Raw genomic sequence first — 22185 nt, 5'->3', positions numbered from 1 at the left:
CATAAAAAGCTTGTCCTTTAATTACTTTTATACATAAGCTAATTTCCAAAAGAAGTTAGGAGAGTACAATAAGCCATTACTACGCTTTTTGAAAAAGGCGTGATCCCCACCGGGGTCACGCCATCTGGCTTATGGCACTCGCAATTATTCTAGGAATTCTGACTGGCCTGTCGCTGGGTCTGACAGGCGCGGGGGGCGGCATTTTGGCCGTGCCCGCTCTGGTGCTGGGCATGGGTTACACCATGACGGCGGCCACGCCTGTGGCCTTGCTGGCGGTGGGTGCAGCCGCCCTGGTAGGCGCACTGGATGGTTTATACAAACATATCGTGCGCTATCGGGCCGCCCTATTTATGGCCGTCACGGGCGCTTTGGTGACGTCCTTGGGGGTACGCATCAGCCATGCCTTGCCGGAAAAAGTACTGGTGACCTTGTTTGTCGTCATCATGCTGTGGATTGCCACCAAGATGCTGCGCCGTCCTACGGACACAGTACCTACCCGTACACCCTGTTGCCTGAATCCAGAAACCGGCCGCCTGCGCTGGACACCAGTGGGCACAGCCACCCTGGCCTCCATCGGAGCGGTAGCGGGTTTATTTTCAGGCATGTTGGGCGTGGGCGGCGGCTTTCTGATCGTACCTGCCTTAAAGCGTTTCAGCGACCTGTCCATGCACAGCATTGTGGCCACATCACTGATGCTGATCGCCTTGATTTCCTTAAGTGCCTCGGCCATGAGCCTGGCACACGGGGCGGTGATTCCCGTGAGCGGCTGGGTATTTGTGACCGCAGCGATGGTTGGAATGGTAATAGGCCGAAAACTGGCCCCTCATATCCCTCCCCTACGTTTGCAACAAGGCTTCAGCATTCTGACCGTTGTTGTGGCCCTGTCCATGCTGGCACGCACTTATCTGTTTTAAGCCGAAATGCGGCACGCACAATCCCGCTCCAACAACATCGGATACCTCGTTGAGCCAAGCACAGCACTTGGCTCAAAACTGAACACGCTTTATTCGCAGATACTGCCACCACCGTCCTGCGGGTTCAGGCGGTAATCGCTGAAAGAGCCACCTTCACGCGGGCGCACCGCCACAATGCGCTGAACAATATGGTCCGGATCAGCCCGGAAACCATGCTCATACGCCACGATATCCAGCTCTGCACACCAACGCAGCAACTCCCCTGCTTGCAATAGAAAATCCGGGTTACGCGGCGTGTTGTACTGCTCGTTGCCCACCCCAAAGGTTTCGTAAACCAGCACCCCGCCCGGCTCCAGGCTTTCCAGCAAGGTAGGCATCAAGGGACGCCACAAATACTTGGTCACCACCAGGGCATTGAACTTGCGCCCGGCAAAAGGCCAGGGACCGTTTTCAATATCAGCCTGGATGATTTCCCCATAAGGTGATGTCGCTGCCACGGCTTCCGGATCCCGATCCACGCCAATCACGGTATTGCCGCGCTCGGCCAACCAGCGGGCATTGCGCCCCCGGCCACAGGCCACATCCAGGACCGTGCCCGGATTCGGAATCAAATGGGCCCAAGCCTGTAACCAGGCGCTGGCCTGTCCCCTGTCGTTCATCCCCACCCCTTTGCTAAACAGACAAAACGCTCATGGTAACGCAGCAGTGAGCAAGCTCAAGCACGCCACTGGCCTGGGCTACAATTGGCCCCGGTTCCACGCTATTTTTTGAGGGTGTATGAAAGTTCTGCTGCAAAAACCCATATTGCTGATGGCCGTTCTGTGCCTGCCTTTATGGTTTATCTACGGCAACTTCATCCTGGCCGCTGCCACCAGCATCCTGATCGGGATGCTGGTGGGCATGATCCGCACCCTGCATCAAGTGACTGAGGCCAAAAAAGCCAGCGCCAAGAGCGCCACCCCGGCTTCTTCCGAGACACCTAACGACGAGCCCAACTGACGCCATGAACGTACTGTCTGCCCCTGCCTTGCCACACGGTTTACCTCCCCTGTCAGACGAGCTGAAAAAACATGTCGCGCAGGTCAACCATTACTTGCTGGATCGCATTGAGGATGAAGGCGGTTTCTTGCCTTTCGATCAATGGATGCACCATGCTCTGTACGCCCCGCATCTGGGCTACTACAGCGGCGGCAGCACCAAGTTTGGCAGCACCCTTCCTACTGGTGACTTTACGACGGCACCTGAACTCTCTCCCCTGTTCGCCCAAACCTTGAGCCGCCAGGTGATGGAAGTGCTGGAAGGCAGCCAAACGCTGAACATTCTGGAATTTGGCGCGGGCAGTGGCACTTTGGCCCAAGCGCTGATTACCGAGCTGCGCCAGCAAGGTATCGAGCCGCAATACTCGATTCTGGAAGTGTCGCCTGACCTGCGTGTGCGTCAGCAAGAGCGTCTGGCGCCCCTGCAAGCGCAAGTGCAATGGCTGGACAGCACACCACACAGCTTCAAGGGCTGCGTGGTGGCCAATGAGGTTCTGGATGCCATGCCAACCAGCCTGTTCACTTTTGATGTGGAAGGCAAGGTGCTGGAAGTGGGTGTTATTGCGGCGGACGACAGCACAGCCCAAGGCCTACCGGCGCCTTTTTATCTGGCCACTCGCCCGGCACCCGAGCATCTGGCCACGCTGGTGGCCGAGCGTGTTCAAGCCCAGCCTTTTTACCTGTCGGAAATCAATCTGCAGGCCGAAGCCTGGGTGCGCGGCATAGGCTCTTGGCTGAAACGAGGTGCAGCAATTTTGATTGACTACGGTTTTCCGCAGCGCGAGTACTATCACCCGCAGCGTGACAAAGGCACCTTGATGTGCCACTTTCGACATTTTGCCCATGCCGAACCGCTGGTTCTGGCTGGCTTGCAGGACATCACCGCCCACGTGGATTTCACGGCCATGGCAGATGCCGCGTTGGAAGCCGGATTGGATGTGCTGGGCTACACCAGTCAGGCACGCTTTCTGATGAACTGTGGCATTACCAATTTCCTGGCCTCGCCACCAGAAGACCCATCACCCGCCGTCCAGCAGCAATGGGCGCAAACCATGAGTGCCGCCAACAAGCTGCTGTCCGAAGCAGAAATGGGGGAACTGTTCAAGGTAATGATCATTGGGCGTGATGTTTCTGCCCCTATGCTGGGCACGATGAGCGGAGACCGACGCGAACGTCTGTAAGTACATTGCCTGTTTCGGGCGACGGCCACGCTACAAAGGGAATTGTGCCGATCACCCTTCACCTTGCCTGGAAGGCAAGACAGCAAGCTGAATGGCCTATCCACTTCATAATCTAAAGCGGGAACCCGCACACGGCCTCAAACGAAGGAGCAAAAGATAAGCGGCCAATAGGCCGCTTATCTACTTTTGAGCTATCGGTAGCACACAAAACTAAACCGACTGCTCCAGGGCAGCCAATCTAGCCGCACGCACCGCTTCCCGAATTCTGCCGGGTTCAGCCTTGAACTGCGCGGCAACGGCACCGGCATCTACACTGGCCATGACTGCCCGCAATTGATCCCACTCACGCTCTGGAACCGCCCTCAGACAGGCCGCCGCACTGATCAACTGCATGAAACGCTCAGGCTTGCGCAAGGCATCCAGCGACTCCATGACTTGCAAGGCAGACTCCACGTCGGCACGAGGCTCCAGCAAAGCAGGGCTGGCCAACAGCACAGGCAATAAGCGAGCCTGATCCCGCCATTCCGAAGGAGCGCGAATCTGCTCCGCCACCTGCGCAGGTGCTTCCGAGAGATGGCACAGAACAGCAAAGCAGCTTGCCAGATCCAAGCGTCTGTCTTTGGCGATCTGTACTTGCTGACCTACCTGATCGTTGTAATTCAAGCTAGGCATGACACGCTCCAGCGCGCCCACTTCCCGTAGCACGTCGAACATGCGAGCGGGCTGCTTGGCAGACAAGCCTTTGCTTACTTCCAGATAGATGCGCTCGGGCACCAGTTCGTCCACTTCACCCTGCTCGACCAGTTCACGCGCCAGGGCCCAGGTCTCGTTGGCCACAGTGAACTCGGTAAAGCGGGCCGCAAACCGCGCCAGCCGCAGCAAGCGCACCGGGTCTTCGCTAAACGCCACGCCCACATGACGGAACAGCCGAGCCTGCAAATCCGCCAGACCATTCAAGGGGTCGTGCAAATTCCCCGCCGCATCCACGGCCATCGCATTAATGGTCAGATCACGGCGGCGTAAATCATCCGCCAAGCTCACGTCTGTACCGGTGTAAAAGGTAAAGCCCTTGTAGCCACGGCCAGACTTGCGCTCGGTGCGGGCCAGCGCAAACTCTTCTTTGCTATGAGGATTCAGAAAGACCGGGAAGTCACCGCCCACAGGCACAAAACCTCGGGCAGCCAATGCTTCGGGCCTGGCTCCCACAACAACCCAGTCCTTGTCGCCCGCAGGCAAACCCAGCAAGGCATCGCGCACCGCGCCACCCACCACATAGACCTGCAAACCTTCCAAAACAGGATCTGGCGGCCCCATCAGGGCCGCCAAGGCTGTTTGCTGTCTGTCATCAAGCATGGACGAATTCATCAAGGCGAAATCGTACCCAAACGCCCTTTCAGGGACTGCGGCCGACCACTGAACATCATGGAGTAGTAAGTCGCGTTAGAGAGCACATTCTTTACATACAAGCGTGTTTCGGTAAAAGGGATGGTTTCGGCAAAAATGGCCCCTTCAACCGATCCATTCAAACGCGAGCGCCACTGCCGGGGGCGACCTGGACCGGCGTTATAACCTGCCGACGCCAGCACCTGGGAGCCATCCAACTGTCCCAGCACGATGTTCAGGTAGTTGGTACCCAGCACCGTATTGACCTCGAATTCGTTCACACGAGACGGCGAGAAATCGTGCATATCAATCTTTTTGGCGACCCATTTGGCCGTTGCAGGCATCAGTTGCATCAAGCCCGACGCTCCGACACCCGAACGCGCATCGGTAATAAAGCGCGACTCCTGGCGGATCAGGCCATAGACCCAAGCCGGATCCAGATTGATGGACTGGGCCTGCTCGGTCACACGACCTTCAAAAGGAGCGATAAAGCGCTGGCTGAAATCAATCTCGTTCTTGGTCAACAAGGAGGTATTCACCACCCGGTCGTAAATATGCTGCTCACGGGCGAACTCGGCGGCGGCCCGCAACTGCCGGTCGTTCATGCCGCGCAAGGCAAAGTTCCACTCCGGTACGGCCTCTGGACGCCAGCCCAGCTTGAACAGTTCCACCGCGCGCAGCAAGCCCGCATTGGTACGCGCATCCTGCATATCCAAAGGCGTCAAAGGCTGTGGCTGAGGAGGCAAGGACGGGGTCAGACCCAATTCTTCTGTTGCCAACTGACCATAGAAGTTCAAATCACCCACAATGGACTGGAACTTGGCACGAGCCTGATCTGTGTGACCCAATGCCTGATGCGCACGCCCCGACCAATACACCCAGACTGGTTCAGCCTTTTGCGCATCGTTCATCTTGTCGATAGCGGCAGAGACATGCTTCCAGTCAATGGTGGCCTGGCGCAATTCGGCGCGCACTTGCCAGGCATTGTTGTAGTCCGTCATGGGAGTGCGGCCAGAACGTCGATACCATTTAGCCGCATCGTCCTCTACCCGCAAGGCACTGATCAGACCGAACTGGCCCCAGACCCAGTTCAAGTTTTCCTGAGGGATTTTGCCAGCCCAGGTACGGTCAATATACGCCGCTGCGACATCACGCTGACCACGGCCCAGACGGGACAAGGCCAAGGACACCAGCTCCGGATTGACCGAGCTGTTGTTTGCGTTGCGATCCAGCCACTTCTGCGGCGAGGCCATCAAAGCGGTGTAATCCTTCATTTGCGACGCCGTGAAGATAATCGCAGCCAGACGACGCGCCTGGGCTGTACGGTTACTTTCCAAGGCATCACGCATCAGGTCGCGGACTTGATTCTTGCTGACCACTTTACGGTCATACAACTGATCCAGTGCCGACCAGCAAGCCTGGCTGGGTGAGAAAGACGCCAACAAGTCCTGCACATCCACAGCTTGCCCTGCCGCATTCTGCGCCGAAGCCACTGCACATTTCACGGCCGAAGAGGGGGCGTAAACCGGAGCCAGCTCACGCACCAGCGCATAGTTGCCGCTACGTGCAGCCGCCACAATCCAGTCGGACTTCAAACGGTTTTCCAGGTATTCGTCTTGATTGCTGCTCAGGAACAAACGAACTTGCTCATCGGGCACGGGGGTGGTCGTATCTTGCAAAATCCGTCGCAAGCGCCAGTATTGGGCATAAGAGCCCAGGACAGGGTCATTGGCCGCAATCGGAGCCAAGGCATCCAGCGTCGACCAGCGCTTGGCCTGCATGGCATCACGAGCGTCAATCAAAGCCTGACGAGCAGTTGGCGGCACAGGCGGGACGCGGTCCCAGCGACGTACGGCCTCTTTGGCTGGCTGCAAGACAAGGGCTTGCTTGGCGACGACGGGATCCGGGGAATGAGTCTGGGCTTGAGGAGATTGAGACCCCGCACAGCCGACCAAACCCAGTGCAAACACCATCAAGGCGCTCAAGGACGGACGAGGCAGCGCGGGCACCATGCCCCAAGCTGGTGTTTTCTGGTACTTTAGCTGGTTGATACCCATAGTGACGGCCTTTAGAAAATCACCCATGATTCAGAACGTAGAGCATAACGCAGCCGCGCTGCGCACGCGACTAAAAGACCTGCGTGCAGGACAGCCTGCCATCGACACCAACCGGGGCGCTTTGCTGATCCGGGGCCGTCTGTTCACCTGGCTGGCCACCAATCGCAGCCGCCTGCGTGAACAAGGCCGTACCGAACCGACCACCATTGCCGCTTTCTGGCCTATGGCCGAAGAACCGGACCTGCGCCCCTTGCTGCTTCAATGGGTGGAAGAAGAAGGCATCAATGTCTGTCTGCCTGTAGTTAAAGAGGCCGATGCCCCATTGAGCTTTGTCGAATGGACACCCGAGACCAACATGGAGAAGGGACGCTACGGCATCGAAATCCCGATTTCCAACAAGACCCTGCAACCGGACATTGTCCTGGTCCCCACCCTGGGCTATACCCGCCAGGGCGATCGCCTGGGCTACGGCAAAGGATACTACGACCGGACTTTGGCGGCGCTGAAAGAACAGAACCACACGTTTACCAGCATTGGGATTGCCTGGGCCGTGGGCGACTTGTCGGGCCAGTCCTACCAGCCCGCCCCGCACGACCAACGCCTGGACAGTATTCTGACCGATAAAGGCTGGGCAGTGCCCGCGCCGGAACTGTAAATCTTCTTTCCTGGCAGCCCAGCGTTGGGGCACCGTGCTGTTCCGCCCGAGCGGCTCTGGCCCGCAGATACCGGACAATCGGCATGCGCTGGCCTTCGAATAAACGATCAGTTCTATCACGTCCCAGTAAAAAACCCGCCAATACCTTGGCGGGTTTTTGCTGAACACCAGCGGTGACTAACGCCAGGTCAGATTTGGCAAGATAGCCATGCTCGCGTCTGCCCCATTCAGGGTGTACATGTGAATACCCGGCGCCCCGCCATCGAGCAGATCCTGGCACAAGCGTGCCACCACATCGATCCCAAAAGCACGAATCGACGCGCGATCATCACCAAAGTCAGCCAGACGCAGACGAATCCAGCGTGGTACTTCTGCACCGCACATGGTCGAGAAACGCAGCAACTGGGACGAATTAGTAATGGGCATGATGCCCGGAGTGATCGGAATCGTAACGCCTTGGGCCTGGGCCCGTTCAACAAAGCTGAAGTAGGAGTCCGGGTTAAAGAAATACTGCGTGATCGCCCCGTGCGCCCCCGCATTGACCTTGTTCACAAAGTGAGCCAGATCATCCCCAAAACCTGTGGCCTGGGGGTGCATTTCAGGGTAAGCGGCCACTTCGATATGGAAGTGCTCGCCGTAGTTTTCACGAATGAAGGCCACCAGATCGCTGGCGTAGCGCAGCTCGCCTGCATCCCCCCCCATCCCCGAGGGCAAATCACCGCGCAGGGCCACGATACGTCGTATGCCCTGGTCGCGGTAATTGTCCAGCATCTCGCTAAGCTGTGCGGGTGCCGTACCAATGCATGACAGGTGCGGCGCCACATCAAAACCCAGTTTTTGCAGCAATGCCACCGCATCGACTGTGCCAGCCCGCGTGGAGCCACCGGCTCCAAACGTCATGCTGACATAGGCGGGGTTCAAGCCCATTAAGGTCTTGGCGGTACGCACCAGTTTTTCCTGCGCCGCGATGTCTCGCGGCGGGAAAAACTCCAGGCTCAAGGTTTGCTTGTTACTCATTTAATTAATAGTCCCGACAGCAGCCCGGAGACCAGACTGTAGACGATAGCCCCAATCACGGCCCACCAGAATCCCTCAACCTGGAAACCTTTGAGGATAGAGCCGGCAAACCAGAACACTAAAGCATTGAGCACCAACAGGAACAAACCCAAAGTCACAATGGTGATGGGCAAGGTCAGCACAATCAACAAGGGTTTGACCAGGGTATTGAGCAAGCCCAGTACCAGCGCAGCTATCAGGGCCGAGCCAAACGACGCCACGACAATGCCGGGCAGAATGTAGGCAACAACCAGCAAGGCAACAGCATTCAGGATCCAGACGAGTAGCAAAGTCATAATAGGGCTCCAAGAAGTGGCGTCCGAAGACGCCAGTGCGTTTTAGTAGCGGTAGTGCTCGGCCTTGAATGGTCCTTGCACAGGCACGTTGATGTAATCCGCCTGCGCCTGGGACAAGGTCGACAAATTCACACCCAATTTCTTCAAGTGCAAACGAGCGACTTTTTCGTCCAAGTGCTTGGGCAGTACATATACTTTACCCGTTTCATAGTGATCACCACGAGTGAACAGTTCAATTTGTGCAATGGTCTGGTTCGTGAACGAAGCCGACATCACAAACGAAGGGTGGCCAGTGGCGCAGCCCAGGTTCACCAGACGACCTTGAGCCAGCAAGATGATGCGCTTGCCGTCAGGGAAAATAACGTGATCAACCTGAGGTTTGATCTCTTCCCACTCCAGATCCTCAATGGAGGCCACGTCGATTTCGTTATCGAAGTGACCGATGTTGCACACGATCGCCTGGTCTTTCATACGCTCCATGTGCGAGCGGTCAATCACGTGGTAGTTGCCGGTAGCGGTCACGAAGATATCGGCTTTGTCAGCGGCTTCTTCCATGGTCACCACGCGGTAGCCTTCCATCGAGGCTTGCAGGGCGCAGATAGGGTCAATTTCAGTCACCCAAACCTGGGCACGCAAGGCAGCCAGTGCCTGGGCACAACCTTTACCCACGTCGCCAAAACCGCACACCACGGCGATCTTGCCAGCGACCATCACGTCGGTCGCGCGCTTGATACCATCGACCAGGGACTCGCGGCAGCCATACAGGTTATCGAACTTGGACTTGGTCACCGAATCGTTGACGTTGATGGCAGGGAAAGCCAGCTCACCTTTATTGGCCATCTGGTACAGACGGTGCACGCCGGTGGTGGTCTCTTCGGTCACGCCCTTGATTTGGGCCAGACGGGTGGAGTACCAGGTTTTGTCATTTTGCAAACGGGCACGGATGGAGGCGAACATGACGCGCTCTTCTTCGCTGCCGGGTTTGTCCAGAACGGACAGATCTTTTTCAGCACGGGCACCCAGGTGCAGCAACAAGGTTGCGTCGCCACCGTCGTCCAGAATCATGTTGGCCTGCTCACCGGGCCAGTCAAAAATGTCGTGAGCGTACTGCCAGTACTCTTCCAGGGTTTCGCCCTTGACGGCGAACACAGGCACGCCAGAGGCAGCAATAGCCGCAGCAGCGTGGTCTTGAGTGGAGAAGATGTTGCACGATGCCCAGCGCACTTCAGCGCCCAGGGCCGTCAGGGTTTCAATCAGAACCCCGGTTTGAATCGTCATGTGCAAACTGCCGGCAATGCGCGCGCCCTTCAAGGGCTGGGAGGCAGCAAATTCCTCGCGGGTGGCCATCAGGCCAGGCATTTCGGTCTCGGCAATGGTCAGCTCGCGGCGGCCCCATTCAGCCAAGGAAATATCGGCAATTTTGTAATCGGTAAAAGTCACAGTCGGGCTCCGTTATACGGCACGCAGACTGCACGGAGAGCAAATGAATTCTCACCAGCAGCCCGCCATGCAGGTCGTGGTGAGCGTCGTTCTCCAAGGTGGATACCACCTATCCATGCCCCGAGCCTGGCAAGACGAGTGTCTTGTCGCAACGCCCCTCGAGGATGGCAAATTAATGTGGGTGATTGTACCCGTTTGGATCGTCTTGGGAAGACGGCTCCAGGGGTAAAAATCATAATTTCTTCTTGCGAGACAGGCTTGGGCCTGCCTCTTGCAGCGTTGCGGGCAGCCGGCTTTCCGGCCCCGACAACGCTGTATCACTGTTGCAAAACGCCGCTCGCAAGCGGCCTTTGCACACTGCTTAGATAGCCTGACGCAACGCCTGGGCCTTGTCCGTGGCTTCCCAGCTGAACTCGGGCTCGCTGCGGCCAAAGTGACCGTAGGCAGCGGTCTTGGTGTAGATGGGACGCTGCAGATCCAGCATTTCGATGATGCCGCGTGGGCGCAGATCGAAATGTTGGCGCACCAGCTTGGCGATCTCGGTATCCGAAATCACGCCGGTGCCTTCGGTGTAGATGGTGATATTGATTGGCTCAGCCACACCAATGGCGTAGCTCAACTGCACCTGACACTGACGGGCCAGACCGGCTGCCACAATGTTCTTGGCCACGTAACGCGCCGCATAAGCAGCGGAACGATCCACTTTGGAGGGATCCTTGCCGGAGAACGCACCACCGCCGTGAGGGCATGCGCCACCGTAGGTGTCCACAATGATCTTGCGGCCAGTCAGACCACAATCGCCTTGAGGGCCACCAATCACGAACTTGCCAGTGGGGTTCACCAGGAAGCGGGTTTTTTCGGTCAGCAGGTCCGATGGGAAGCATGGACGAATGATGTGTTCGATCACGGCTTCGTGAATGTCTTTCTGGGACATTTCAGGAGCATGCTGCGTGGACAGAACCACGGTATCCACTTCGGTAGGACGGCCATCCACGTAGCGGAAGGTGACTTGAGATTTGGCGTCAGGACGCAACCAGGGCAGACGACCATCTTTACGCAGTTCGCTCTGACGCTGCACCAGGCGGTGGGCGTACCAGATAGGAGCCGGCATCAGATCAGGCGTTTCGTCGCAGGCGTAGCCAAACATCAGACCCTGGTCGCCAGCGCCTTGGTTCAGCAGCTCTTCAGGGCTGCGGTCCACGCCTTGGGCGATATCGGGTGATTGCTTGTCGTAGGCCACCAGCACAGCGCAAGACTTGTAGTCGATGCCGTAATCGCCATTGTCATAGCCAATGCGCTTGATGGTGTCACGGGCAACCTGGATGTAATCCACATTGGCGTGCGTGGTGATCTCGCCAGCCAGCACCACCAGCCCGGTATTGCACAAGGTCTCGGCAGCAACACGCGCCTGAGGGTCTTGCTCGAAAATAGCGTCCAGGATGGCGTCGGAAATCTGGTCGGCAACCTTGTCGGGATGGCCTTCAGAGACAGATTCGGAAGTAAAGAGAAAGTCGTTGTTGCTCACAGCGTAGCTTCCTTGAATAAGGGCTGATAATCAGCACGAGGTTGAACAAACTGCGTTGCACCTCGAAGCCAGCGATGTGGATACGATAGACGGGGCGCGACGCTTTAGCGGTTTATAGTGGGCAGCTCGCTGCCTGATCGCTCCGCAAGTTGTCGTTTAACTCAGCGATACAATCTATTTTAAGCGAAAATACATATTTGTTTCAGCAAAACTTCACACTAAAGGATTGCCTGGCCCATGCTAGTGGCTCTTTTGCGCTTGATGGCTCGCCTGCCCTTACCCGTCCTGCATGGCCTGGGTAGAGCCGTAGGCCGACTGATTTACGCCTTTCCCGGACGCTATCGCCGTCGTCTGCAAAGCCACTGTCGCCAAGCGGGCTACGATTCGCCCGCTTTCTTTCGGCAAGCTGCCGCAGAGACTGGCGCCATGATTATGGAAACCCCGCGCGTCTGGCTGTATCCACAAGCCTGTCTGGATCGCTGCACGATCGACAACCTGCCCCTGGTCCAGGAAACGCTGGCCGAAGGTCGCGGCATACTTTATCTGACCCCGCACCTGGGCTGTTTTGAAATGATCGCGCGCTATTTTTCCGGCGTGGATCCGATGACTGTCATGTTCCGCCCGCCTCGCCAAGCGTTTCTCGAACCCTTGATGGTCGAGTCCCGTGAGCTACCAGGCCTGCATGCCGTACCGGCCAATATCAAAGGCGTGCGCGAACTGGTCCGTGCTTTTCGCCGAGGCGAGTCAGTTGGCATGCTGCCCGATCAAGTCCCTAGTGGTGGCGATGGTGTATGGGCACCTTTTTTTGGCCGCCCCGCGTTGACCATGACGTTGGCCGGCAAACTGGCCCGTCAGTCCAATGTGCCCATCATCGTGACGGCCACCGAGCGTTTGCCCAAAGGTCGTGGTTTTCACATTCACACCCTGCGCCTGCCCGAGCCTTTGCCCGAGGACCCCACAGAGCTTGCCACCCTGATTAACGCATCCATGGAAATCATGATTCGGCGCTTTCCAACCCAGTATCTCTGGGCCTATAACCGCTACAAGATTCCGCATGACGCGCCCCCTTTGCCTGGCGATGCCACACCATGAGTTTTAATTCTTACCCGCTGCTCAAATCCGTTTTTACCTACTTTGGCCGTGCCTCGGTGCGCTCGCGCCAGCGTTGGGGTGCCGTGTTGGGCGCACTGGTGCATCGCTTTGCCTCCCGCCGCCGTCACATTGTTCGTACTAACCTGGATTTGTGCTTTCCCGACACACCCGAAAGCACCCGGCGCGAATGGGAAAAGCAGCACTTTCGCCTGCTGGCTCAATCCTATCTGGATCGGGGCCTGCTCTGGTTTGGTCTGCCCAGCACCATTCTGAACACGCTGCACCTGACGGGCGAAGAACACATTACCCAGGCGCTGGAACAGGGCCGCAAGGTCATGCTACTGGTGCCTCATTTCCTGGGTATGGATGCCGCTGGCACACGGCTGTCCATGTCCATCTCGCCTTTGGTCGCTTTTTACACACCGCAGCGCGATCCTCATGTAGATCGCCTGATGTATGAAGGCCGCAGCCGCTTTTCCTCGGTCCCGCTGATTTCCCGCAAAGACGGGATCCGTGGCCTGATGCGCGCGCTGCAAAAGGGCCAGCCAATTTATTACCTCCCTGATATGGACTTCGGCGCCAAGGGCTCGGCCTTTGTGCCCTTTTTCAATGTCCCGGCCGCCACCCTGCTGTCCACTGCCCAGATTGCCCGCAATCAGGATGCGCTGGTCATTCCCGTGATTTCCCGCTTGGATGCCCAGACGGGCCACTACCATATTCAGGTGCTCGAACCCATGACCGACTTTCCCGGCGAAGGCACTCTGGAAGAGGCCACCGAGCGCATGAATGCCCTGATCGAAAAATATGTGCGCGAGGACCCGCCGCAGTATTATTGGGTACATCGACGCTTCAAAACCCGCCCTGAAGGTCAACCTGGCATCTACTAGACCCATCATGCACAGTCCCACCGCCCCCCAGCCCGTTTCCTCCCTTTGGCGTTTCAGCAAAATGCACGGAGCGGGCAATGACTTTGTCATGCTCGACGGTGTGACGCAGCCTCTTGAACTGACACCGGAACGGGCCCGCGCCCTGGCAGATCGCCACTTCGGAATTGGTGCCGACCAGATCTTGCTGGTCGAGGCCGCCACCGACACAGAGGCCGACTTCCGCTATCGCATCTTCAATGCAGACGGCAGCGAGGTTGAACATTGCGGTAACGGTGCTCGTTGTTTTGTCCGCTTTGTACACGAACAAGGTCTGTCATCAGCCAACCCTTTACGGGCGCAGATCCGTACCGGCATCATCAGCCTGTATAACGACCCACAACGCGGCGTGGACGTCATGATGGGCACCACCCGCTTTGCGCCAGCCGATGTGGGTTTTGACCATACCGGACTGGAAACGCGCGACCAAGGCGACGACACCTTGTGGCTCTTGCCTGTGCCCGGTCAAGCGGCCCCCGTGGCCTTGTCGCTGGTCTCGATTTCCAACCCGCATGCCGTGCAGGTCGTGGACGATGTTAAGCAGGCTCCCGTTGCTACGGTAGGCCCCTTCATCGAATCCCACCCTCGTTTTGCTCACAAAGTGAACGCGGGTTTCATGCAGGTGATTGATCCCCACCACATCAAGCTGCGCGTCTACGAGCGCGGGGCCGGTGAAACTTTGGCCTGCGGTACAGGCGCGTGTGCGGCTGTGGTAGCGGGCATACGGCGGGGATTGCTCCAAAGCCCGGTTGTCGTTGATACTCGTGGAGGCAGTTTGCGCATTGAATGGGACGGGCAGGCGCTACGCATGAGCGGCCCGGCCCAAACTGTCTTTACCGGACAAGTCGATATCGATGCACTGTGTGCATCCTTAGCCAGAAAGGAAATCTTCTAGACATGGATACCCCCAACAGCCTTAGCGCCGTGGAAGTGGCCCAGTTTTTGAAAGCCAACCCTGATTTTTTCGACGCACACGCCGACGTTTTTGCCAAACTGATGGTGCCTCATCCACACCAAAGCCGCGCCATTTCCCTGGGCGAGCGCCAGATCATGTTACTGCGCGAGCGCGGCAAAAAAACCGAGCGTCAACTGGCTACGCTGGTCGCCAACGCCCGTGGCAATGAAAAGATTTCACGCCAACTGCATCAATGGAACTGCCAGATGCTAGCCGAGTCCGATCCCGACGCCCTTCCCGCCCTGATTTGCAGCAGCCTGGAGCGCATTTTTGAAATGCCCGTGGTGCGCCTGCACTGCTGGAACCCGGACGAAGTCCTGGCCGATGACGCACTGGCCAGTTGGGCTCACACCTTGATCACCCCCTATTGCGGGGCCCGACGCGAACAGGAATTTCTGGCCGATTTGCAACAAGACGCGCAATCGGTAGCCATCGTGCCTTTGAAATCCCCCGAATCAAACATCTTGTTTGGTCTGCTGGTTTTGGGCTCTCCCGAAGCCACGCGTTTTACTGCCGATATGGGTACGGATTTCCTGGAAGGCGTTGGTGAATTGTGCAGCGCCGCCCTGCAGCGCTTACACAAACCCAGCAGCGTTAATCAAAGCGAATGTCCGGCCTGAAGAAACAAGACCGCCCCCCCGCCGGGAAAAAGCCCAAAAAGCAGCCAGCCGCCTCCCCGGCCCTCAGCCCGGCCATGCAAAGCTGGCTGCATCAACTAAGCCACGAAAAACGCTATTCGGAACACACACTGAGTGCGTACCGCAATGACCTGCGCCATTTGCTGGCGCAGTACCCAGGCACCGACCCCGACACACTCAATCAAAGTCAGTTGCGACAAGCCGCCGCCCGTTTACATGCCCAAGGCCTGGCCCCACGCAGCCTGGCCCGCATTCTGGCGGCCTGGCGTGGCTACTATCAATCGCGCACCAAAGAACTAGGCTGGCCCTTGAACCCGGCTGCCAGTCTGAAAGCACCCCGGATAGGCCGCCCGTTGCCCAAGGCCTTGTCTGTGGACCAGACCCAGCAGCTACTGGACCGCTCTACGGCCCCGATTCAGGACGATCCGGTCAGTTGGCGCAATCAGGCCATGTTTGAATTGTTTTATTCCAGCGGGCTGCGTTTGGCTGAGCTGGTCAGCCTGGACACACACTATCACCAGGATCCGCAATACCAGTCTAAAAGCTGGTTACTGCTGGATGATCGTGAACTGGTGGTGAGCGGCAAAGGCGGCAAGACACGCCGCCTGCCGGTAGGCGAGAAAGCCTTGCATGCCTTGCAACAGTGGCTGCAAAAACGCCCGGCCCTGGCCTCATTGACGACCAGCGCCGATGCCAGTGCAGCACTGTTTCTGGGAGCCCGTGGAGCCCGTATTCACCCGCGTGTTGTGCAGCAAGAGCTGGAAAACTACGCCCGAGCCAGTGGCCTGCCTGTGCATGTACACCCGCACAGCCTGCGCCACAGCTTTGCCAGCCATTTGCTGCAATCGGCACAAGATTTACGGGCGGTGCAGGAACTATTGGGCCACACCAATATTTCCACGACCCAGATTTATACCCGTCTGGATTTCCAGCATCTGGCCCAGGCTTACGATCAGGCCCATCCTCGGGCACAACGCAAGAACCGGACCAGCGACAAAGCGGATGACTGACTCAGGGCTGTAAAGCCTTGATCAGTTGATCGGTATTCGAGCGCATCATGCCCAAATAGGTATCCACGCCGGATCCGGGCACACCCAAGGCGTCGGAATACAAGGTGCCGCCCACTTTCGCACCGGTTTCCCGAGCGACTTGCTCAACCAGTTTTGCGCTGACCGTGTTTTCGACAAAAATGGCCTGAATCTGCTCGCTGCGCGCTTGCTGGATGATCTGTGCAATATCGCGTGCCGAAGGCTCCGCCTGACTGGACACCCCCACCAAAGGAATAAAGCGGATGTTGTAGGCCTTGCCCATGTAGGAGAAGGCATCGTGCGAGGTAATGACCTTGCGCTTGTCTACTGGCACCGCTTGCAGGCGAGTCTTGATGGAGTCGTCCAGTTCCTGAATGCGCTGGGCATAATCCTTGGCACGGCCCTGGTAGTACTGGGCATTGGCCGGATCAGCTTGCTCAAGACCTTTGCTGATATTGCGAACATAAATCTGCGCCAGATCCAGACTTTGCCAGGCATGCGGATCCTGACTGCCATGCTGATGGCTGTGCTCATGGCCGCTGTGGTCTTTCTCGGGCGCGTGTTCATGATCCTGGGCGTGGTCATGCGCAGGCTCATGGTCGTGGTCGTGGTCGTGGTCGTGGTCGTGGTCGTGGTCGTGGTCGTGGTCAGCATGATCGTCAGCCCCGCCTTCAAACGCCAAAGGCGTAATGCCTTCCGTCGCCACGACCTGCGGGCCCTTATAGCCCGCCGCCTGCTGCAAGCGCGGCAGCCAGGATTCAAACTCCAGGCCATTGACCACCAGCAACTGCGCCTTGGCCAAGGTCTTCGCATCGCTGGGACGCGGCTCAAACGAGTGCGCATCCCCATTGGCAGGCACAATCGTGCTGGCCATGACCTTGTCGCCCCCAATCTCCTTGACCATATCGTTCAGGATCGAAAAACTGCTGACCACTCGCAAGGGTTCAGCCTGTACCGACAGGCTGGCCGCCAACAAACCCAGGGCCAACACCATGCGGCCTGAATACATGCCTCGCATTTTCATCAATCGTGCTCCAAGAGAGAGGCCATGCGCCGACGCCGTGCACGCCATTGGGAATAAGCACGCAGCAAACCGCCTTGGGGGCCAAAAGTGATAGAAAGAAAATAAAACGCGCCCGCCGCCAGGATAATCGCGGGCGAAGCCGGAACGTTGTAGTAATACGAGAACAGCAGCCCCAGATAGGCGCTGATCATGCCCAACAAGGCCGCCACCAACATTTGTCGACCTACGGAATACACCCAGAACCGGGCCGAGGCGGCGGGCAGCATCATGATCCCCACCACCATCAAAGTCCCCAAAACCTGGAAGCCAGCCACCAGCGTGATGACCAGCATGAACAAAAACAGCATGTGAACCACGGAGCCGCGCCCACCCTGGGTACGCAAAAAAATGGGATCCATGCACTCCAACACCAACGGTCGGAACACCAGAGCCAGAATAAGCAGCGTAATCGTTGTGCTGCCGGTAACCAGCAGCAAAGACGCATCATCCAACCCCAGCACCGTGCCAAACAGCACATGGATCAAATCCATATTGGAGCCACGCAACGAAACCAGCAGCACTCCCAGCCCCAGCGACACCAGATAGAAGGCCGCAAAACTGGCGTCCTCGCGTTGTGGTGTCAAACGAGCAACCAGCCCGGCCAGCAAAGCGACGACCAGGCCGGTAATCATGCCGCCTATGGCCATCGCACTTAAGGACAAGCCCGCCGTCAAAAAACCGACTGCCACACCAGGCAGGATGGCATGGGCCATCGCATCACCCATCAGGCTCATGCGGCGCAGTACCAGAAATACACCCAAGGGCCCTGCCGCTGCGGCCAAAGCAAAAGACCCGGCCAGCGCGCGCTTCATGAAACCGAAATCGATGAAGGGGCCAAACAGCACATCCATCAGCGCCATCATAGGTAGTCACCCGCACACAAATGGCGAGCCAGATGCAGGTTCTCCGGCGTCAGCACTGCTTCGGTTTGCCCCCAACCCACTACTTGCCCGGCAAGCAGCACGGTTTGCGGAAAACAGCTACGCACCATATCCAGATCATGCAGCACGGCCATCACGGTACGGCCCTGCTTGTGCCAGTCCAGAATCAGGTTCATCAATTCATCCGAGGTTGCGCGGTCTACCGCTGCAAAAGGCTCGTCCAGCAAGAGGATTTGGGCATCCTGCATGATCATGCGAGCAAACAAGGCGCGCTGTAATTGCCCACCCGACAAGGTACCAATGGAGCGACGCGCAAAATCAGCCAGCCCCACCTGCTCCAGCGCATGGCCAAGGCGTTCATGCTCTGCTTTGGGAAAGCCGCCCCAGGCGCCCACGCGCTTCCAGGCCCCCATGGCCACCAGATCATGCACCGTCACCGGAAAGCTTTTATCCAGATCGCCCATTTGCGGCAGCAAGGCCAACTGATCCAGAAAGCCACTATCGACAGCAATGCGCCCTTTCAGGGGATTGATCTGTCCGGTCAGCCCTTTGAGCAAGGTGGATTTACCGGCTCCGTTAGGCCCGACAATGGCGGTCAAGGAGCCTCGGGTAAAACAGCCGCTGATATCACGCAGGGCGATTTTGTCTTTCCAGCCCAGCGCCACATGATCCAGCTCGATCAAGGTTTGAGTGGAGGTCATACCCTTACCACGCACCCAATGCCCAGGCAGTTAGCAGCCACAGGGCTGCTGCCACGCACAAGGCGCCCAGTACGCGCTGCCCGGCCGAGGCCAGCAAAAGCGAACGGCGCGGCACCGGACTACGGGAAGTCGAGGAAAATTGAGAACAGGACATGAAACAGGGATAATGCGGCTAGATTGGGAATTTAATTTTCTCCAAAGATGTTATAACATAACAAACAGCCTATCAAGCGCCATGCCTGTACATATTCTTACGCCCAACGCTATTGAAGATCAGCTCGCTATCGCTGAACAGCTTTGTCTGGAACGCGGTAAACGGCTGACCTCCATTCGCCGTCAGGTACTGGAAATCCTGATTCAGGCTCAGCGCAGCTTGCGCGCCTACGAACTGCTGGATCTGGTTCGCGAATTTCAACCCGGCGCCAAACCCCCTACCGTTTACCGCGCCCTGGACTTTCTGACTGAAGAAGGGCTGATCCACCGCCTGGATGCCGTCAATGCCTGGACCGCCTGTGTCGATGCCGGTGGCCACCCCCACGACTTGCTGATTGTCTGCACTCAATGCGGCACCGTGGTGGAACTGTGCGCTCCGGACTTGAGCCAAAGGCTGGCTGACTGTGTGCGCGGAGCAGGCTTTGCCCTGTCCGGCCACGAGACCGAGTTGCGCGGCCTGTGCCAACGTTGCGTTGCCGCTAAAAACGAGCGAAAACCCTTATCTGCCCCCTAAAACGTGGTATTTTGCCGCCAATCGGTATATATTCCCCGATCTATTGGCAAACCTCTGTGAATTTTTACAGATCACCGTTTGCCCAACAGGCAAGGCTGTGATGTAATCGCACGTTGTTTTCGTGCGGAGCAGATGGGTGCAGGAAGCCGCGGTTGGTGCCGTGCCTTGTACCTTTCGCCCGCCACTGCGAGGCATGTTTATGAACGCGGCATCAGATCTGAACAACATGGTTCCAGTCACTGTGCTGACTGGTTTTCTGGGCGCTGGTAAAACCACGCTGCTCAAGCGCATCCTGAGCGAATATCACGGTCGACGCATTGCCGTCATCGAAAACGAGTTCGGGCCTGAAGGCATCGACAACGAATTGTTGGTGCAAGACTCCCAGGAAGAAATCGTCGAGCTGAGCAACGGTTGTGTGTGCTGCACCGTGCGCGGCGACCTGATGCGCACCCTGAACGATTTGCGCGTTCGCCGCCAAGCGGGCGAGCTGAAGTTTGAGCGTGTCATCATCGAGACCACCGGCATGGCTAACCCCGGCCCGGTCTGCCAGACCTTTTTCATGGACGATGATATTGCCGACTACTATCGGCTGGACGCGGTCATTACCGTCGTGGATGCCAAACACGGCATGGCCACGCTGGACCAACAAGAAGAAGCCCAAAAACAGGTTGGCTTTGCTGACCGCTTGCTGATCTCCAAAAAAGATCTGGTCAACGATGTAGATTACGAGGCCCTGCGTGCCCGCCTGATCCGCATCAACCCGCGAGCCACCATTACACCGGTTCACTTTGGTGAAACGGACATCAAGGATTTGCTGGAAGTCAGCGGTTTCAACCTGAACTCTATTCTGGACATTGATCCGCAATTTCTGGCAGAGCAACACCCCGATGCGGCGGACGGCCATGATCACCACCACGACCATGGCGATGACGGCGAGTGTGGTCCGAGCTGCGGACACGATCACCACCATCATCACCACGAGCACGCCGCTCACAATGACGAAATCGGGGCTTTCGTGTTCCGCTCGGACCGTCCTTTCGACCCCGAGCGACTCGAAGACTTCCTATCGGGAATTGTCCAGGTATTTGGACCAGATCTGATGCGCTATAAGGGCATTTTGTATCTGAAGGGCATCAATCGCCGTATGCTCTTTCAAGGCGTACACATGATGATGAGCGCCGAGCCTGGCAATGCCTGGCTGGCCAAAGATAAAAAAGGCACCAAGCTGGTCTTTATTGGCCGCAAATTGCCACAAGACATATTCACCCAGGGCCTGGAGAATTGCCTGGTTTGAATTAATAATTATTCAGTAAATGCGGAGCGATTGCGCGTGACGACAGTTACAGGCTCCCAGACGTCAACAAGAGGTAAGCATCATGGCAACTAAGTCACATGACAGTACTACAACCCTGCTGACCGAGCAGGAGCTTTTGGCGATGCCTGAGTCAGACTACATGAACGCCGCCCAGCTGGAGTTTTTCAAGCATCGCTTGCGCCAGCTAGAGCAAGACATTCTGGCCAATGCGGGCGCCACAACGGAAAACCTGCGTGAAACCCAGTTCGTTCCTGACCCGGCTGACCGTGCCACGATCGAAGAAGAACACGCTCTGGAGCTGCGCACCCGCGATCGTGAGCGCAAGCTGCTCAAGAAAGTGCAACAGTCCATCGCCCTGATCGATTCGGGCGAATACGGCTGGTGTGAGGAAACCGGCGAGCCCATCGGCCTGCCCCGTTTACTGGCACGTCCCACGGCCAACCTGTCTCTGGAAGCCCAGGAACGTCGCGAGAAGCGCCAAAAAATGTTTGGGGATTAAACCTCTGACACCCGCGTTTGAAGTACGTAAAACCCTCCCATAAGCAAATAGGCAATGGGAGGGTTTTTTACTTCCTGGACCACGAGTCGCTTGATAACAATGCACGTTATCGCCTGGCCTGCGTCGCCAGTCATCTCGATGGAAGAAAGAGAACCCAAGCGCCAGAACTGAACAAAAAACTGTTCGGCTACACCAACTGCATCAACAAATTTACAGGCTTGCATATTGATCCTTGAAATTTCCTGCTGGGCCCCCAAATGGGAACCTTAAAGGAAGGAAATCATGGAACAATTTCACGCCACTACTATTGTCTGTGTACGCCGCGGAGATCAGGTCGCCATTGGCGGCGATGGTCAGGTCACCCTGGGCAATGTTGTCATCAAGGGCACAGCCCGCAAGATTCGCCGTTTGTACAACGACAGCATCCTGGCCGGCTTTGCCGGTGCGACGGCCGACGCATTCACTTTGCAAGAGCGCTTTGAAGCGAAGCTGGAGAAGTACCAGGGCAACTTGCTGCGCGCTGCCGTCGAACTGACGCGCGATTGGCGCACCGACCGCGTTCTGCGCCGTCTGGAAGCCATGCTGCTGGTGGCGGACAAGGAACACACGCTGGTGCTGACCGGCAATGGCGATGTGCTCGAACCCGAGCATGGCTTGGCTGCCATTGGCTCGGGCGGCTCCTACGCACAATCTGCAGCGCTAGCGTTGCTGCAAAACACCGATATGGCTCCTGCCGAGATCGTTAAAAAGTCCCTGGAGATCGCAGGCGACCTGTGTATCTACACCAACCAGAACCATATCGTCGAAACACTCTGACAG

At 57.3% G+C, this 22185-nt stretch carries 24 protein-coding genes and 1 riboswitch; of the genes, 13 read left to right on the top strand and 11 right to left on the bottom strand.

Features of this window, described 5'->3' with window-relative positions:
* Positions 1-131 precede the first annotated feature (131 nt).
* Positions 132-914, top strand: coding sequence for a sulfite exporter TauE/SafE family protein (locus tag LNA76_RS09240; protein ID WP_230018930.1), 783 nt, complete (start codon positions 132-134; stop codon positions 912-914).
* 89 nt (positions 915-1003) lie between these two features.
* On the opposite strand, the gene LNA76_RS09235 is transcribed toward LNA76_RS09240, so the two are convergent.
* On the bottom strand, positions 1004-1573 hold the full coding sequence (locus tag LNA76_RS09235; protein WP_230018928.1) for a class I SAM-dependent methyltransferase: 570 nt from the start codon (positions 1571-1573) through the stop codon (positions 1004-1006).
* Positions 1574-1691: 118 nt separating this feature from the next.
* Between LNA76_RS09235 and LNA76_RS09230 the strand changes: the two genes are divergently transcribed.
* Both LNA76_RS09230 and LNA76_RS09225 read left to right on the top strand, forming a co-directional pair.
* Complete coding sequence (locus tag LNA76_RS09230; protein WP_121737825.1) at positions 1692-1913, top strand: hypothetical protein; 222 nt, start codon at positions 1692-1694, stop codon at positions 1911-1913.
* Positions 1914-1917: 4 nt separating this feature from the next.
* On the top strand, positions 1918-3132 hold the full coding sequence (locus LNA76_RS09225; RefSeq protein ID WP_230018926.1) for a class I SAM-dependent methyltransferase: 1215 nt from the start codon (positions 1918-1920) through the stop codon (positions 3130-3132).
* 210 nt (positions 3133-3342) lie between these two features.
* Here LNA76_RS09225 and LNA76_RS09220 read toward each other — a convergent pair whose 3' ends face one another.
* Together LNA76_RS09220 and LNA76_RS09215 are read right to left on the bottom strand one after the other, a co-directional pair.
* Complete coding sequence (locus LNA76_RS09220) at positions 3343-4485, bottom strand: tRNA CCA-pyrophosphorylase (protein ID WP_230018924.1); 1143 nt, start codon at positions 4483-4485, stop codon at positions 3343-3345.
* Positions 4486-4496: 11 nt separating this feature from the next.
* Positions 4497-6599, bottom strand: a complete 2103-nt coding sequence (locus tag LNA76_RS09215) for a lytic transglycosylase domain-containing protein (RefSeq protein ID WP_230018922.1) — start codon at positions 6597-6599, stop codon at positions 4497-4499.
* On the opposite strand from LNA76_RS09215, the gene LNA76_RS09210 reads away from it, so the two are divergent.
* On the top strand, positions 6598-7227 hold the full coding sequence (locus LNA76_RS09210) for a 5-formyltetrahydrofolate cyclo-ligase (RefSeq protein ID WP_094195478.1): 630 nt from the start codon (positions 6598-6600) through the stop codon (positions 7225-7227). The two genes, LNA76_RS09215 and LNA76_RS09210, sit on opposite strands and share 2 nt — an antisense overlap.
* A 177-nt stretch (positions 7228-7404) precedes the next feature.
* Here the strand turns inward: LNA76_RS09210 and metF are convergent, their stop codons facing one another.
* The 4 genes from metF to metK form a co-directional block, all read right to left on the bottom strand.
* Positions 7405-8244, bottom strand: coding sequence for a methylenetetrahydrofolate reductase [NAD(P)H] (metF, locus tag LNA76_RS09205; protein WP_108728208.1), 840 nt, complete (start codon positions 8242-8244; stop codon positions 7405-7407).
* Positions 8241-8579, bottom strand: coding sequence for a phage holin family protein (locus LNA76_RS09200; RefSeq protein WP_094195476.1), 339 nt, complete (start codon positions 8577-8579; stop codon positions 8241-8243). The genes metF and LNA76_RS09200 overlap by 4 nt, the downstream gene beginning before the upstream one ends.
* 42 nt (positions 8580-8621) lie before the next feature.
* On the bottom strand, positions 8622-10019 hold the full coding sequence (ahcY, locus tag LNA76_RS09195; RefSeq protein ID WP_094195475.1) for an adenosylhomocysteinase: 1398 nt from the start codon (positions 10017-10019) through the stop codon (positions 8622-8624).
* A 74-nt stretch (positions 10020-10093) separates the two neighbouring features.
* A riboswitch (S-adenosyl-L-homocysteine riboswitch) is annotated at positions 10094-10185 on the bottom strand.
* Positions 10186-10380: 195 nt separating this feature from the next.
* Complete coding sequence (gene metK, locus LNA76_RS09190) at positions 10381-11544, bottom strand: methionine adenosyltransferase (RefSeq protein ID WP_108728209.1); 1164 nt, start codon at positions 11542-11544, stop codon at positions 10381-10383.
* 237 nt (positions 11545-11781) lie between these two features.
* On the opposite strand from metK, the gene LNA76_RS09185 reads away from it, so the two are divergent.
* The 5 genes from LNA76_RS09185 to LNA76_RS09165 are packed head-to-tail and all read left to right on the top strand — an operon-like array spanning position 11782 to position 16162.
* Positions 11782-12636 (top strand): lysophospholipid acyltransferase family protein, encoded by an 855-nt coding sequence (locus LNA76_RS09185; RefSeq protein WP_094195473.1) that lies wholly within the window; start codon positions 11782-11784, stop codon positions 12634-12636.
* Positions 12633-13523: a lysophospholipid acyltransferase family protein gene (locus LNA76_RS09180; RefSeq protein ID WP_094195472.1), complete on the top strand. Its 891-nt coding sequence runs from the start codon at positions 12633-12635 to the stop codon at positions 13521-13523. The genes LNA76_RS09185 and LNA76_RS09180 overlap by 4 nt, the downstream gene beginning before the upstream one ends.
* Before the next feature lie 7 nt (positions 13524-13530).
* A complete protein-coding gene (dapF, locus tag LNA76_RS09175; protein ID WP_230018920.1) occupies positions 13531-14454 on the top strand; it encodes a diaminopimelate epimerase in 924 nt (307 codons plus the stop codon).
* A gap of 2 nt (positions 14455-14456) precedes the next feature.
* Entirely contained in the window at positions 14457-15134 is a 678-nt protein-coding gene (locus LNA76_RS09170; protein ID WP_094195470.1) for a DUF484 family protein, read from the top strand.
* Positions 15122-16162: a tyrosine recombinase XerC gene (locus tag LNA76_RS09165; protein WP_395029188.1), complete on the top strand. Its 1041-nt coding sequence runs from the start codon at positions 15122-15124 to the stop codon at positions 16160-16162. The genes LNA76_RS09170 and LNA76_RS09165 overlap by 13 nt, the downstream gene beginning before the upstream one ends.
* A 1-nt stretch (position 16163) precedes the next feature.
* On the opposite strand, the gene LNA76_RS09160 is transcribed toward LNA76_RS09165, so the two are convergent.
* From LNA76_RS09160 to LNA76_RS09145, 4 genes are read right to left on the bottom strand one after another with little or no spacing between them, the layout of a single operon-like run.
* Positions 16164-17204: a metal ABC transporter substrate-binding protein gene (locus LNA76_RS09160; protein WP_230019180.1), complete on the bottom strand. Its 1041-nt coding sequence runs from the start codon at positions 17202-17204 to the stop codon at positions 16164-16166.
* Complete coding sequence (locus tag LNA76_RS09155; protein ID WP_094198243.1) at positions 17204-18103, bottom strand: metal ABC transporter permease; 900 nt, start codon at positions 18101-18103, stop codon at positions 17204-17206. Before LNA76_RS09155 ends, LNA76_RS09160 begins: the two co-directional genes overlap by 1 nt.
* Positions 18103-18825, bottom strand: coding sequence for a metal ABC transporter ATP-binding protein (locus LNA76_RS09150; protein WP_094195467.1), 723 nt, complete (start codon positions 18823-18825; stop codon positions 18103-18105). Before LNA76_RS09150 ends, LNA76_RS09155 begins: the two co-directional genes overlap by 1 nt.
* A 4-nt stretch (positions 18826-18829) precedes the next feature.
* Positions 18830-18979 carry a hypothetical protein gene (locus LNA76_RS09145; RefSeq protein ID WP_162988085.1) on the bottom strand — a complete coding sequence of 50 codons (150 nt, stop codon included), beginning with the start codon at positions 18977-18979 and terminating at the stop codon, positions 18830-18832.
* Between the two features lie 81 nt (positions 18980-19060).
* Here LNA76_RS09145 and LNA76_RS09140 point away from each other — a divergent pair, with 81 nt between their 5' ends.
* The 4 genes from LNA76_RS09140 to hslV all read left to right on the top strand — a co-directional run bounded on the left by LNA76_RS09140 (position 19061) and on the right by hslV (position 22182).
* Positions 19061-19552: a Fur family transcriptional regulator gene (locus LNA76_RS09140; protein WP_094195466.1), complete on the top strand. Its 492-nt coding sequence runs from the start codon at positions 19061-19063 to the stop codon at positions 19550-19552.
* 199 nt (positions 19553-19751) lie between these two features.
* On the top strand, positions 19752-20846 hold the full coding sequence (locus LNA76_RS09135) for a CobW family GTP-binding protein (RefSeq protein WP_094198242.1): 1095 nt from the start codon (positions 19752-19754) through the stop codon (positions 20844-20846).
* A gap of 82 nt (positions 20847-20928) precedes the next feature.
* Entirely contained in the window at positions 20929-21366 is a 438-nt protein-coding gene (gene dksA / locus LNA76_RS09130) for an RNA polymerase-binding protein DksA (RefSeq protein WP_026484112.1), read from the top strand.
* 282 nt (positions 21367-21648) lie between these two features.
* Positions 21649-22182: an ATP-dependent protease subunit HslV gene (hslV, locus tag LNA76_RS09125; protein WP_094195464.1), complete on the top strand. Its 534-nt coding sequence runs from the start codon at positions 21649-21651 to the stop codon at positions 22180-22182.
* Positions 22183-22185: the final 3 nt, after the last annotated feature.

The organism is Alcaligenes sp. MMA (genome assembly GCF_020907215.1).
GTDB lineage: Bacteria > Pseudomonadota > Gammaproteobacteria > Burkholderiales > Burkholderiaceae_B > Alcaligenes > Alcaligenes aquatilis.
Note: the sequence above shows the minus strand (reverse complement) of the source record. Positions and strands in the feature narration are given on the sequence as shown.

What these genes read in the sequence shown, in the direction of transcription:
- LNA76_RS09240 (WP_230018930.1), top strand. Translation starts at nt 132, where the DNA reads ATGGCACTCGCAATTATTCTAGGAATTCTGACTGGCCTGTCGCTGGGT.
- LNA76_RS09235 (WP_230018928.1), bottom strand. Translation starts at nt 1,573, where the DNA reads ATGAACGACAGGGGACAGGCCAGCGCCTGGTTACAGGCTTGGGCCCAT.
- LNA76_RS09230 (WP_121737825.1), top strand. Translation starts at nt 1,692, where the DNA reads ATGAAAGTTCTGCTGCAAAAACCCATATTGCTGATGGCCGTTCTGTGC.
- LNA76_RS09225 (WP_230018926.1), top strand. Translation starts at nt 1,918, where the DNA reads ATGAACGTACTGTCTGCCCCTGCCTTGCCACACGGTTTACCTCCCCTG.
- LNA76_RS09220 (WP_230018924.1), bottom strand. Translation starts at nt 4,485, where the DNA reads ATGCTTGATGACAGACAGCAAACAGCCTTGGCGGCCCTGATGGGGCCG.
- LNA76_RS09210 (WP_094195478.1), top strand. Translation starts at nt 6,598, where the DNA reads ATGATTCAGAACGTAGAGCATAACGCAGCCGCGCTGCGCACGCGACTA.
- LNA76_RS09215 (WP_230018922.1), bottom strand. Translation starts at nt 6,599, where the DNA reads ATGGGTGATTTTCTAAAGGCCGTCACTATGGGTATCAACCAGCTAAAG.
- metF (WP_108728208.1), bottom strand. Translation starts at nt 8,244, where the DNA reads ATGAGTAACAAGCAAACCTTGAGCCTGGAGTTTTTCCCGCCGCGAGAC.
- LNA76_RS09200 (WP_094195476.1), bottom strand. Translation starts at nt 8,579, where the DNA reads ATGACTTTGCTACTCGTCTGGATCCTGAATGCTGTTGCCTTGCTGGTT.
- LNA76_RS09185 (WP_094195473.1), top strand. Translation starts at nt 11,782, where the DNA reads ATGCTAGTGGCTCTTTTGCGCTTGATGGCTCGCCTGCCCTTACCCGTC.
- LNA76_RS09180 (WP_094195472.1), top strand. Translation starts at nt 12,633, where the DNA reads ATGAGTTTTAATTCTTACCCGCTGCTCAAATCCGTTTTTACCTACTTT.
- dapF (WP_230018920.1), top strand. Translation starts at nt 13,531, where the DNA reads ATGCACAGTCCCACCGCCCCCCAGCCCGTTTCCTCCCTTTGGCGTTTC.
- LNA76_RS09170 (WP_094195470.1), top strand. Translation starts at nt 14,457, where the DNA reads ATGGATACCCCCAACAGCCTTAGCGCCGTGGAAGTGGCCCAGTTTTTG.
- LNA76_RS09165 (WP_395029188.1), top strand. Translation starts at nt 15,122, where the DNA reads ATGTCCGGCCTGAAGAAACAAGACCGCCCCCCCGCCGGGAAAAAGCCC.
- LNA76_RS09160 (WP_230019180.1), bottom strand. Translation starts at nt 17,204, where the DNA reads ATGAAAATGCGAGGCATGTATTCAGGCCGCATGGTGTTGGCCCTGGGT.
- LNA76_RS09155 (WP_094198243.1), bottom strand. Translation starts at nt 18,103, where the DNA reads ATGGCGCTGATGGATGTGCTGTTTGGCCCCTTCATCGATTTCGGTTTC.
- LNA76_RS09150 (WP_094195467.1), bottom strand. Translation starts at nt 18,825, where the DNA reads ATGACCTCCACTCAAACCTTGATCGAGCTGGATCATGTGGCGCTGGGC.
- LNA76_RS09145 (WP_162988085.1), bottom strand. Translation starts at nt 18,979, where the DNA reads ATGTCCTGTTCTCAATTTTCCTCGACTTCCCGTAGTCCGGTGCCGCGC.
- LNA76_RS09140 (WP_094195466.1), top strand. Translation starts at nt 19,061, where the DNA reads ATGCCTGTACATATTCTTACGCCCAACGCTATTGAAGATCAGCTCGCT.
- LNA76_RS09135 (WP_094198242.1), top strand. Translation starts at nt 19,752, where the DNA reads ATGAACGCGGCATCAGATCTGAACAACATGGTTCCAGTCACTGTGCTG.
- dksA (WP_026484112.1), top strand. Translation starts at nt 20,929, where the DNA reads ATGGCAACTAAGTCACATGACAGTACTACAACCCTGCTGACCGAGCAG.
- hslV (WP_094195464.1), top strand. Translation starts at nt 21,649, where the DNA reads ATGGAACAATTTCACGCCACTACTATTGTCTGTGTACGCCGCGGAGAT.